An 11367-nucleotide genomic window follows, 5' to 3' on the forward strand; every position below is an offset into this window, starting at 1 on the left:
GAGCTGGAGACGCAGGCGTGAGCGCCTCGAGCGTGTGCGCGCCTGCGAGGGAAAACTTGGCATCAAGACGGCGTCGGCGCTCTCGGCGAAGTGCTTTGGCAGGACATTTGCCACTCTTCGGACCCGACCATCCGAGGTTCAGGCCATGCACTACGTTATTCATGGACGATCCGAGGAAACCGCCCCGACGATCTTGCTGTCGGCCGGGCTCGGCGGCTTGGGCGCCTATTGGAAACCTCAACTCGCCGCTCTCGGCGAACAGTACCGTGTCGTGATCTACGACCACCGTGGGACAGGCATGAACTGGGAGGAACTGCCCACCCAATACGCGATCGCCCATATGGCCGACGACGTGCTCGAAATCCTCGATCAAGCGGGCGTTCGGCGCTGTCACTTCGTCGGCCACGCGCTCGGCGGCCTGGTCGGCCTCGACCTCGCCCTCCGCGAACCGGACCGCTTGTCGAGCCTGGTCCTCGTCAACGCCTGGGCGAAGGTCGACAGTCACACGCGGCGCTGCTTCGATGCCCGCATCGCGCTGCTGGAGCACGGCGGGGCCGAGGCTTACCTGCGGGCCCAGCCGATCTTCCTGTACCCCGCTCCCTGGCTCTCACGCCATGCGGAGCGCGTGACCCGTGAGGCGGCGGAGGGCGTCGGGCATTTCCAGGGGGCCCACAACCTGCGTGCCCGCCTGGGGGCCTTGCTCGCGTTCGACGCGAGCGGGCTACTGGGCGGGATCCAGGTGCCGACGCTGGTCGCCGCGGCTCGGGACGACGTCCTGGTTCCGTGCACGTGCTCCGAGGATCTGGCACGCGCCATCCCGGCTTCGCGCCTAGCGCTGGCCGCCGAAGGCGGTCACGCTCACTCGGTCACGGTGCCCGACCGGTTCAAAGCCGATCTCATCGACTTCCTGAGGGAGGCCACGCAGGCGAGCCACCCCCATTGAGGTCGTCCATCCCGGACGGGGCTTAAGTCGTCCGATCCCGACATCGACCGATGGGCTCGACGGGGCCGCCCATCCTCGCCGCGGCCGCGAGATCAACCCGACGCGCCGATCGATGGAGCGCGCCTCGCGGCGGATCAATCGTCGTCATCGTCCTCGCGGCGCAGGCGCTCCTCGCGACGGATCGGGCCACGCGACTCTTCGCGGAACTCCTCGCGCCGCTCCTCGCGACGGATCTCGTCCCGGTCCCGCTCCCGCGGTGAGCGCGGATCGACCCGCACGCCACCTGGCCCGATGTCGATGCTCTGCGCCGTGGCCGGCATGCTGGGTAGAGCAAACAAGCTGGCTGCGATGAGCGAGCTGGCGAATAAGTGCTTCATGGTGCGTTTCTCCAAGGGGTAGCGGCCGTCACCTACGGTTCGTCAAGCTGAAGAGCGCGAAACCCGCCAATGCCGCGAGCCCTAAGGCGAGGGGCTGATTGGCTTGAACGAAGTCGGCTGCCTGCTCTCCAACCTGTCGGAAATCGTTGCCCAGGGGCGAGCCCGTTAGGATGCGTTCGGCCCGGCCGCGGTTCTCTTCCCGAGTGTTGATCGAGACTTCGAATGCATCGGCATGCCGATCAATCTCGATGCTGTTGCGGGCAAACCCTGCGCGAGCCAGCCGCTCTCGTGCCGACCGAGCGGCTTTGAGGGAGGGGAACGTTGCAGAGGCTAACATACTGTCCGACATCATTTCCTCCAGAGGGCGGACCGAAACTTCGTCGGGGTCGATCTCGTTCCTCGTGACGTTAACCCCTCTGCGGCCATCGAGGTTCGAAGCAAGGGCAAGCTGCTCAAGCAGGACGTTGCGCCTGCTGCGCAGGACGATCCACCACCGACACAGACCGAGCCGGAAGCTCTATCCGTGCCCGCTCAGAAGTCGCGCCAGCCGGCCGGCACAATCCCGGTCTCCTGCAACGCCACCCCAGATGCCTACGGCCTGCAAGTCGATGAGATCGGTCTGGGGCTGCACGCTGCGCCCAGTGCGAGCGTCCTCGTCGAACCGGAAATGCCGACCAAGGCGGGGCTCGCCGTCTTCTACTTGAAAGGCGGCCGCGGCCCGGCGATCTTCGACCTGACCCGCAACTTCCGCCCGGAGTTTGCGCGACCGTTCGCCCCCGGTTCAGAGGTCACGCCGCTGATCGAGGTGATCGACCCCACCACGGGCGAATTCGGCCGCCTGCGTGCGGATCGGGTCGGGACGATCCACCGCATAACCGGGATTTTCACGCCGGCCGAGGTCATGACGGAGCACCTGCGCGCGCCGAAGCCCTTGCCCGAGTTGATCGAGTGCCCGGAAGGCATGGGCGAGCACTGCGTCGAGGGCGCCGCGGCCTATCCGCTCGTCCGGCCGGGCGAGACCGTCGTTTACGACCCGAGCCGCCAGGCGCCAGCCCATGGCGCCCTGTGCGTCCTGCAGTGGAGTGATGGCCAGCGCGACGTGCTGCAGACGAACCGGCGCCCGATCAACCGCGACGGCGAGGAAAGGTGGTTCGTCGATCCGGTGAACCGCCCACGCAACACGGAGATGACGAAGCGGCAGCTGGACCGGACCGAGCCCGGCCGCATGCTCTATGCCAGCGATGGGCCCTACACGGCGGATCATCTGCGCGAGAAGATCGTGGGTACCGTCGTCGGCATCCTGGCGCCACGGCGGCACCCCCGCGGCAACGACGAGGGAGGATCGCCGGAAGCGTCGGCACCTACCGCTCCGGCCACCGATGCCCTCACGCCCGGCAGCGAGGAGGCGAAGGCGGCTTTCAAGGACGCCTGCCACCAGCACACCATCCGCACCCAGTTCGCCGACGAGTACCCCGTGAAGTCGCAGGAGCTGGAGACCGACGGGGCGGTACCGATCCTTGCAGCCATCGAGGCGCACGCCGTGGCTCGCACGGCCTTCTGCGCGACCGTGAATGGCCAGGACCACGCAGGGGTCCGGCAGAACGGGGGCGACGCCTCTGACGAGGTTATGGCGCCGGCCCATGCCGCGGCCCGTGAGGGACCGGGACCAATGACCTATTCCGATGAGATCCGCCGAGAGCTGGAGGCGGCCACGCGCGCCGCGCTGCCAACCGTGACGGCGCTTCTCTGGCGCGCCTAGGGCGAAGGGAAGGTGACGGAGGCCGAGGCGCTGTCCGTTCTCATCGAGAAGCGGACACCGACGACCGTCAGGTTTCATAGACAAAGCTCGAACTCACCGGGAACCGATGCAGCTACGGTTGGCCCAAGTGGAGGGGCGATTTGGAGGGCTTCATCTTCACCCGAGTGAAAGCAGCTTGGCCTCATTACCAGCCGCCATGACCGTCCTCCGCCTTGTCACTTTGCTCGGGCTCGCCCTCGCTTGGTACGGCTACCACGCTGACAGCCCCTCAGTCGTCGCTGGCGGCCTTGCGCTCATTCCCGCCGCGTTGGTGCTGCGGTGGGGGGTCATGCCATCGCAGCGGGCTGCGCCAAGTGCGCCGGTGGCACTTGCCTCGCCAGCCCCGCCGCCTCCAGCTCCCAAAGAAGTAGATAAGGTGGTGGCGGACATATCAGTCCGGATCAAGGCCGCGCGAGAGCAACGGGCCGCTCAATAGCCGGTCTGGTTAGCGCGTCTTCACCATCTGCAAGCCTGTCTTCCGCTCGCGGAAAAAAATAAAATGCACATCATTGAGAGAGCTGCCGGGAGGCAATGAGCGACCTCGGCCGGTCAGACCGAATGAGAATTCTCGCGGGTAACAGAGGCGGTCGAGCCATGCGGTGGGGCGCTGGGCTGGACGGTAATCAGGCTGTTCGGAGTCCATCCGCAGGCGCTTACTGTCCAGGTTGATGCCTGCGGCTTGGTTTCAGGAGTGGGGGGCGTCGTCCGTGCCATCACGGCCACGGAGGTGTCGTTCGGCCACTAGACCCATCAGAAGCTGCCTGGACAGCCATGGGCAGTGTCTTGGGGAGTGGGGCCGATGAACCCCGCCGACCAGTTCAAGCCTTTGGCATCCGGCATCGACCCGGCCGAGCGCGCCAGTCACTCGGAGTTGGTCCGTCCCACCCCTTGGGCGAGCAGCGCGGCGAGCACATACCAGACGCCAGGGTGCAGAACCGTCGCGATGTTCTGAATGAGCAGGCCGCCCGGGTCAGCCGACAATCTCAAGACTGCTCCGACGATAAGCCAGAGGCCGACTGCACCCAGAGCGGAGCCTGTCGCCGGAACGGCAATGCCAATGAATTCGTGCGGCTTCATAGCCACAGGTCTGTCCGACATTCGTAAATTTGCGCCCTGCCTTTCAACGGACCTCGACCGAGGGTCGCGTCCTCGGCCGTGCAAGCCGCGGCGATCCCAACAGCGGCTCTAAACTGTCTGTTAACTATAATCCGTGACTTGCCAGATCAGTAGTGGCTTCGTGCGGGTGGTACCTGCGGCCGCATAAGGATGGCAAAATTATGCGGCTGATCGTCGGCACACTGGTCGTCTTCGCCTGCGTCTTCGGAAGCTACGCGCAGATGGGCGGCCACCTGCAAGTCCTTTGGCAACCGTTCGAGTTTGTCATCATCCTCGGTGCAGCGATCGGTGCCTTCGTCATCGGCAACACCGGGCCGGTGCTCAAGGCCGTGCCCGACATGCTGGGCACGCTCGTGAAGGGCCCCAAATACACGCAAGAAAGCTATGTCGAACTGCTAGGAATGCAGTTTTCATTATACAAACTTGCAAAGCAGAAAGGTTCGATGGCGCTCGAACCGCACATTGAAAATCCGGGCGAGTCGGCGCTATTCAACGCCTTCCCGACCTTTGCAGCGAACCATCACGCGGTCGAATTCGTCTGCGACTACATGCGCATGGTGTCGCTGGGGGCCACCAACGTCCACGAGATAGACGCTCTCATGGATGAGGAACTGCAGACGCATCACCAAGAGCGGGAGCGCCTCGTTTCGGCCATGCAGGCGCTCGCCGACGGAACACCGGCGCTCGGCATCGTGGCTGCCGTGCTCGGCGTGATCAAGACCATGGGGGCGATCAAAGAGCCGCCCGAGGTGCTGGGACATCTGATCGGCGGCGCGCTCGTAGGCACCTTCTTCGGCGTCTTCATCGCCTATGGCTTCTTCGGGCCCATGGCGCAGTCGCTCAAAAGCCTCTTCGAGGCCGAGTCCAAATACTACCTTTCACTCAAGACGGGTCTCCTCGCCCACATCAGCGGTCAGCAACCGGTGATGTCGATAGAATTTGCTCGAAAGGCTCTGATGAGCGAAGTCCGCCCAACCTTCAACGAAGTGGAAGCGGCAACCGCCGCTCTGCCCGCCCAGATCTGACCTAATCTCCGGCAGAAACTCGATGTCCACGATCATCATCAAGAAGGTCAAGAAGGCCGCTCATGTACACCATGGCGGGGCCTGGAAGATCGCCTATGCCGATTTCGTAACCGCCATGATGGCGTTCTTTCTGCTGATGTGGTTGATCAGCATGACGACGCAGGAGCAGAAGATCGGTCTGGCGGAATACTTCGCGCCAGCGGCTCCAAGCCCCGCAAACAGTGGCGCTGGCGGAGTGATGTACGGCACCTCCCTCGACACTTCAGGCAACAAGCCGTCCACGCCCCGCGATGCAGCGCGGGGCTCCGCGGAGCAGAAGGGCCCTGCCGAGCAGGAGGACAAAGCGCGCTCGACCAGCCCGGGCCGCGCCAACGACCGCGATGCAGGCCGCCCGACCGCCAGCGTACAGGCCGACTGGAGCGCCATGGCCAGCCTCCGGCAGGCGCTCCAGAAGATGCCCGACATTGCCGAACTGTCGCACAACATCGTGATCGAGCAGAGCAAGGAGGGCGTGAACGTTTCCCTCGTGGACGAGGATGGCCGCTCCATGTTCCGCGATGGGTCTGTCGAGCCCTACGAGCGCACCCGTCGCGTGCTGGAGGCGCTCGCGCCCGCCCTGCGCCTGCTGCCCAACCGCCTGTCTATAACTGGCCACACCTCCGTCACGCGCCCGGGCTCGGCGCGGGCCGGCGAACCTTGGAACCTCACCGCCGGCCGTGCGCTCGCCGTGCGCGAGATCCTGGCGGGTGCCGGTGTTCCCAACGACAACTTCGCTTTCGTGGCGGGACGCGCCGACACCGAGCCGGTTTTCCCCGACAATCCCTACATCGCGCCGAACCGACGGGTGACGATCACTTTGCTCAATGCGAGCCCACCGGTGCCCTCGAACCCGTTTCGCTGACCACAAGGCGCCTTGCCGCCTTGGACTACGACAGGCATCGTGGCGCATCGCCTGATGACGAACTCCGCCGACTCTCGCGCCCGCGCGCTGCTGGCCGCACATCGGCGGAGCGCCCTGCGCTTGACCGGGTTGGCTGCGGCGCGCCGTGTCCCCCGGCATAATGTGCAGAATGGGTCACCCTGCGGATAGTGGCGATCCACGGAGGCAGGGTGTGGACACGGAACCGAAGAAGAGTTGCCGGGGGCAGCGGTCGACCTCGACCGATCAGACCGAACGAGAATTCGCGCGGGTGGTGGAGCAGGCTGAGCTGTGCAGCAGGGACAGAAGGGCGTTCGGCATGGCGGACGACCGATCGATAATCCCGGGCCGCCATGCGAGGATTACTAAAAAATTAACGAGCGCCGGATGCGGCGTCGATCCGAGTTCACCGTTTCGTGAATAACGCCTGTGACTTCTTTGTCGCTTAGATACTGAATTTAGCTCGATTTGCCCTCGGTCTATTCCATCAAAACCGGTCATAGTGGAGATGCTAATTCTACACAGTGTCGATCGATGCAAATTTTTGAACGGTCGGAACCGTGCGGAAACTCATGGGCAAGCGAGCATCGACGGACGAGGCCCTGCGGCAGGCATTTGAGGCCGCGACAGCGCTTGTCGAGATTACGCTACGGCTCAGTAGCTTGGCTCGATGTTCGTGGCAGGCCAAGCCTGCAGCGCAACGGCATCGACGTGCGTCCGCTCGTGTGATGGCCGCCGCTATAGGCTTGAGCGTACCGGCTGCCATGGCTGCTGGCGGTAACGGTGGCCGAACCGACTCCACTGCCTCGTTTGGTGTAGGCGGGGGCTACGGTATGGGTAGCGCGGCCGGCTTTCAGGCGTAGGGCCCACCGAACAGGTCGCCGAGCGATTTGCTGGACCGGCGCTCCCACCCAGTCGATCACAGCGGCTTGAGGTTTATGGGGGGCGTTGATAGCAGCAGCTTGACCAGATCCTTCTGCCGTCTGGCTCCGGTCTTGGCGAACAGGCTCTTGATGTGCGTGCGCACCGTCGAGGCAGCGATGCCGTAGCGCTCGGCGATCTCCTTCGGGGTCGCATCCTCGGCCAGTCCGAGCAGCACGCGCAGCTCGGCCCCCGTGAGACCATAGGCTCGCCCGAGCAGCTCGATGGCATGCGGCCCGCACGGGTTGTCCTGAACGAACAGGGCCACCCGCGCTGGTCCGGGCGCGGCACTTCGGCGGCGTCCCGTGTTGAGCGGCAGAGCCGACACCACTGCCCTTCCTCCGCCCCGTCTGGCTAGCGTGGCTGCTCCTCCGGCCGTTGCCGTGATCAGGGTACGGAAGGCCGGTGATGCGGTCCGATCCCACGGCTCGATGGCGCCCAGACGGGCGAGCAGCAGGTCTTCGCGCGCGAGCGCAGCCTCTCCGGCGGCGTTGCTGTAGATCAGCCGGGCGTCGGGGCCGAGGACCAAGACCGAGACCGTGAGGGCGTCCAGCGTAGCGGTGAGATTGTCGCGCTCCAGGCTTTTGTGCTCGATCAGATCGGCGATGGTGATGGCGCGGCGCACGTGCGGGGCCAACAGAGCCATGCGAGCCTGTTCTTCGGCGTCGTAGGGGCCGCCTTCTTCTCCCCGAGTGAGGCCGATGTAAGCCAAGCGCGCCTGGCTCTTGATGAGCGCGGTGAGCAGGACGTAGCGAAAGCCCTGCGGCGCGGCCCACTCGCGGTAGATACGGCTCTGCAGCAGCTCGTCCTCCGCGACGAGTTCCTCGGACGTCGAAGGCTCGTCGACCGGGCGCAGGATGAGTGGGTGACCGAACAAGTCGCAGATGTGGTACTGCTCGCGATAGAGCGCTTGGTAGTGCTCCGAGATGCCAGTGTATACCAGCGCACGCTCGGTCCCCGTGACAAAATCGCTGACGGCGAGGGTACCGGCCGGACTGTCGAGGGCGGCTGCGATCTCATCCAGTGTGCTCGACCAGAGCGCAGGATCGATCGCGCAGTCGTAGATCGACTCGATCAGGCGCGATAAGGCCGCAGCTTCCATCGTACTTGCCTATCAGTTGTGCAATCAAGATATGGATTTCGCCCATGAATGCAGCATTCGTGGCTGGTGGTGGGGGCATAAAAATATAATTTCTCAGCGAAAACAATATCTAGGCCGGTAACCGCTCGAATCTACCCATTTTGGGGGAGGCGACGCGGTGCGAATGCTGCTCCACTCGGAGTTGGGGGCCACTCAATCATAGCCGCCTGGCTACCTCGTCCTGGCCTCGATCGGAGACACGCCATGCGGACCATGACGCTCTTCACTGCCGGTTTTGTCCTCGCCGCTGCCGCCTTCGTGACGACCATGCTGGTCTCGCCCCCGACCAGCGAGGCATCCGTCAACGCTGCCGGTTCAAGGACTGAGGCTGTCACCATCTGTGAATATCTGCCGACCGGCGACGTCGCCAACTGCACGATCCAGAACTAAGCGCTCGACGGCTCCAAGCGCCGTGCTTGAAGCTATCGCCCGCGTGATCGTCTGGTTAGCCCTGGGAGAGGTGCTGACGCGGCTCGGTCTCATGCCTGTTCCCGGGCCCGTGACCGGCCTCGTGCTGCTCTACCTGGATCTGGTCTGGCACAAAGCCCTGCCCGACGACCTCGGCCGTCTGGCCGACCGGATGCTCGCCCTCTTCGGCCTGCTGTTCGTTCCCGCCGGGGTCGGCGTCGTTGCCCATGCGGATGTCCTACGTGCCGAGTTCGTACCCATCCTTGCGGCGATCCTCGGCGGTACGGTGGTCACCCTGCTTGCGACGATCACGAGCCTCGTGTTGATCCGTTCGTGGGCGAAGCGGCGGAAGCAGGTCAGTGTTGCCGACCCCGGGGAGGCAGACGCTCGTGCCTGATCCCCAGGCCTGGGCTAGCCTGCCCGAGCAGCCGATCCTGGAAGTGGGCATTACCGTGCTTGCCTTCTTCGCGGCGGTGCGACTGGCTCGCTGGAGCGGCAACAACCCATTTCTCAACCCGACGCTGATCGCGATCGTCCTAGTGGTGATCGTGCTCGACGTCACGGGCATCTCCTACACCACGTACCTGCGCGGCGCGGCCTTCATCCAGTTTCTGCTGGCGCCCACCGTCGTGCTGCTGGCGGTGCCGCTGTACCGGCAGACAGCGCTGATCCGAGCCTCGGGCGGCCTGATCGCCGCGGCGCTCCTCGTCGGGCTACCCACCGGTGTCCTGAGCGCGGTTGGCATCGCCTGGGCTCTGGGCGCAAGCAAGGTCACGCTGCTGTCGCTCGCGCCGAAGGGTGTAACCACCGGCATCGCGGTCGGGATCTCGGAGGCGATCGGTGGCGTCCCGGCCCTGACGGCAGTTCTGGTGATCAGCACGGGCATCACGGGCGCCATAGCCGGCCCAGCGGTCCAGCGTTGGTTGCGCGTGGACGATGACCGCGTGACAGGCTTGGCGATCGGCATCGCCGGTCACGGGATCGGCACCGCGCGAGCCCTGCAGATCAGCGAGGTAGCAGGCGCGTTCGCAGGTCTTGGCATGAGCCTGAACGGCGTGCTGACCGGCGTCCTGCTGCCGCTCGCCATGAGGGGGCTGTGATGGCGCACGATCCTGGGTGCCTGGGCTATCCTGGCGGAGCGGGCGCCAGTTCCTGCCTGTTCCCGTCCGCCCGCCCCTCGGTCGGCCCTCCCGCAACCGTTCAGCGACCGGAACGCCCGGAATGACCACGAGCTTGATCGCACCCATCACACAGGTCTGCGCCTTCGCGCTCGGCTGTGCGGTAATCCACGCTGCGCGCGCTCACGCCGCTGCCGTCTCGCGGCTGCTCGCTGCTACGGCAATCGTGGCGGCTGTCCTCGTCCTGCTCGGCGCATCCCTAGCCCGGGCACCGGATGACGAGATGAGCCTGATCAACATCACCACCTACAACGCCGCCTGATCTTCGGCATCGTGAGGAGCCGAGATGACATTTGGCCTGAGCTTGCTGGCTCTATGCAGTGGCGCCGCACTGGCGGCCAAAGCTGCACGCCAGCCCGAGGCCCAAGACGGTATCGAAGGATTGGCAGGCAGTCTGATCGTGTGTGGTCTTGGGCTACTCGGTTCTGGGCTGCCGTTGTTCCGATGATCTATTGATCTATCGAGCGGGTATTCGGCTATGCGGCCTCGGCGATACATCGGACCGACGCGGCATTCCCCAAACAGAGACGTGTGAGCCGTCGCTTCAGCTCAGAGTTCATGTCGATCGTTACAGGAGGTGCCGATGCGCTTCGCCATGCTCACAGCTGTGCTCTTGATCCTCTCCCTCTCGTCGCACGCCCAAGATGCGTCAGCGGCGCTCACCGCTGCGTGTGACCAAGCCACGTCCAGCCTTGAGCGTCATGATCTGGGGTGTCCCGACGACGAGGACGGGGTGCAGACCTTACCCGAAAGCGATCCGTCGGACTGACCAGACATCTGGGGCGAACTGCTATTCCATGGTGGGCCACTTCGGCGGTTTTAGCCATGGTGTGGTGGCGTCAAGCGATAGAAGGGCTGCTGGACAGCATGGCTGGCGTTCAGGCGTAGGGCCCGCCGAACAGATCGCCGCGCGCCTTGCGCCGGAACAGCGTGCGCCAGCGCCGCCTCTGATGCTCCGGCCGGTCGTGGATCATGTGGCATCGCTGGCAGAACGCCGCGAGGTTGGCGTCGGCGTTGTTCGCGGCGTCGTGATCCCGATGCGCAGCAGCCAGAATCACGCGGATCTGACGGGCACGGCCGAGGATATCGGCCTCAGGCCCGATCCGGATCCGCCTGCCCCAGCCGTCACGCCACCGACCGGTCTCCGCATCCCACCAGCACCCGTCGCCGAGGTGATAGACCACCTGCCCATGCGGGCGCGCACAGCTCTCGCAAAGGCCCTTCGCCCGGCCGAAGCGGATCGCCATCGATAGCTCGCGCCAGCCGATCGGGCAAAAGTCGCGGTGCTCGGGCTGGATCGGCATGGCGGAGCTAAAAGCGAGGGGTCGACCTCCTCTGCAGCGGGCTGGTGGGTCTCTTTTGTAGCATCTCCGCCACAGTGGCGATCCGACGTGACGGGCCGCTGCAACCAAACCGCAACCGAGATGTTGTGTCGCTCGGTCGTGTGTATCGCGATGTATTCCGACAATCTAACGCATATTCATGGATGGTTTACTATACCGGATCGCACGACCGGCCGGTGATGTGTCCATAAAACTACA

At 64.8% G+C, this 11367-nt stretch carries 13 protein-coding genes; 9 read left to right on the forward strand and 4 right to left on the reverse strand.

All coding sequences use genetic code 11. The annotated features are described in order from the left end of the window. The first annotated feature begins 145 nt into the window (after nt 1-145). Nucleotides 146-943 carry a pyrimidine utilization protein D gene (gene rutD, locus MKL01_RS27720; RefSeq protein ID WP_243908397.1) on the forward strand — a complete coding sequence of 266 codons (798 nt, stop codon included), beginning with the start codon at nt 146-148 and terminating at the stop codon, nt 941-943. A 134-nt stretch (nt 944-1077) separates the two neighbouring features. On the opposite strand, the gene MKL01_RS27725 is transcribed toward rutD, so the two are convergent. After that, a complete protein-coding gene (locus MKL01_RS27725; RefSeq protein WP_243908398.1) occupies nt 1078-1320 on the reverse strand; it encodes a hypothetical protein in 243 nt (80 codons plus the stop codon). A gap of 523 nt (nt 1321-1843) precedes the next feature. Here MKL01_RS27725 and MKL01_RS27730 point away from each other — a divergent pair. Further along, a complete protein-coding gene (locus tag MKL01_RS27730; protein WP_243908399.1) occupies nt 1844-3079 on the forward strand; it encodes a hypothetical protein in 1236 nt (411 codons plus the stop codon). Nucleotides 3080-3979: 900 nt separating this feature from the next. Here the strand turns inward: MKL01_RS27730 and MKL01_RS27735 are convergent. Further along, a complete protein-coding gene (locus tag MKL01_RS27735) occupies nt 3980-4195 on the reverse strand; it encodes a hypothetical protein (protein WP_243908400.1) in 216 nt (71 codons plus the stop codon). A gap of 200 nt (nt 4196-4395) precedes the next feature. On the opposite strand from MKL01_RS27735, the gene motA reads away from it, so the two are divergent. Together motA and MKL01_RS27745 are read left to right on the forward strand one after the other, a co-directional pair. Next, a complete protein-coding gene (gene motA / locus MKL01_RS27740; protein WP_243908401.1) occupies nt 4396-5259 on the forward strand; it encodes a flagellar motor stator protein MotA in 864 nt (287 codons plus the stop codon). Nucleotides 5260-5281: 22 nt separating this feature from the next. Beyond that, complete coding sequence (locus MKL01_RS27745; RefSeq protein ID WP_243908402.1) at nt 5282-6160, forward strand: flagellar motor protein MotB; 879 nt, start codon at nt 5282-5284, stop codon at nt 6158-6160. A gap of 937 nt (nt 6161-7097) precedes the next feature. On the opposite strand, the gene MKL01_RS27750 is transcribed toward MKL01_RS27745, so the two are convergent. Then, nucleotides 7098-8201, reverse strand: a complete 1104-nt coding sequence (locus MKL01_RS27750) for a helix-turn-helix transcriptional regulator (RefSeq protein ID WP_243908403.1) — start codon at nt 8199-8201, stop codon at nt 7098-7100. Nucleotides 8202-8444: 243 nt separating this feature from the next. Here MKL01_RS27750 and MKL01_RS27755 point away from each other — a divergent pair, with 243 nt between their 5' ends. The 5 genes from MKL01_RS27755 to MKL01_RS27775 all read left to right on the forward strand — a co-directional run bounded on the left by MKL01_RS27755 (nt 8445) and on the right by MKL01_RS27775 (nt 10595). Continuing rightward, nucleotides 8445-8630 (forward strand): hypothetical protein, encoded by a 186-nt coding sequence (locus MKL01_RS27755; RefSeq protein ID WP_243908404.1) that lies wholly within the window; start codon nt 8445-8447, stop codon nt 8628-8630. Between the two features lie 22 nt (nt 8631-8652). Then, nucleotides 8653-9045, forward strand: a complete 393-nt coding sequence (locus MKL01_RS27760; protein WP_243908405.1) for a CidA/LrgA family protein — start codon at nt 8653-8655, stop codon at nt 9043-9045. Next, the gene (locus MKL01_RS27765; RefSeq protein ID WP_243908406.1) at nt 9038-9748 is read left to right on the forward strand and encodes an LrgB family protein; all 711 of its coding nucleotides are present in this window, start codon (nt 9038-9040) and stop codon (nt 9746-9748) included. The genes MKL01_RS27760 and MKL01_RS27765 overlap by 8 nt, the downstream gene beginning before the upstream one ends. A 121-nt stretch (nt 9749-9869) precedes the next feature. Continuing rightward, nucleotides 9870-10088 carry a hypothetical protein gene (locus MKL01_RS27770; RefSeq protein WP_243908407.1) on the forward strand — a complete coding sequence of 73 codons (219 nt, stop codon included), beginning with the start codon at nt 9870-9872 and terminating at the stop codon, nt 10086-10088. A 321-nt stretch (nt 10089-10409) separates the two neighbouring features. Next, on the forward strand, nt 10410-10595 hold the full coding sequence (locus tag MKL01_RS27775; protein ID WP_243908408.1) for a hypothetical protein: 186 nt from the start codon (nt 10410-10412) through the stop codon (nt 10593-10595). Nucleotides 10596-10704: 109 nt separating this feature from the next. Here MKL01_RS27775 and MKL01_RS27780 read toward each other — a convergent pair whose 3' ends face one another. Continuing rightward, on the reverse strand, nt 10705-11130 hold the full coding sequence (locus tag MKL01_RS27780) for a hypothetical protein (protein WP_243908409.1): 426 nt from the start codon (nt 11128-11130) through the stop codon (nt 10705-10707). Nucleotides 11131-11367 lie beyond the last annotated feature (237 nt).

Origin of the sequence: Methylobacterium sp. J-070 (assembly GCF_022829385.1) — a bacterium.
In the GTDB taxonomy this organism is placed as follows: domain Bacteria; phylum Pseudomonadota; class Alphaproteobacteria; order Rhizobiales; family Beijerinckiaceae; genus Methylobacterium.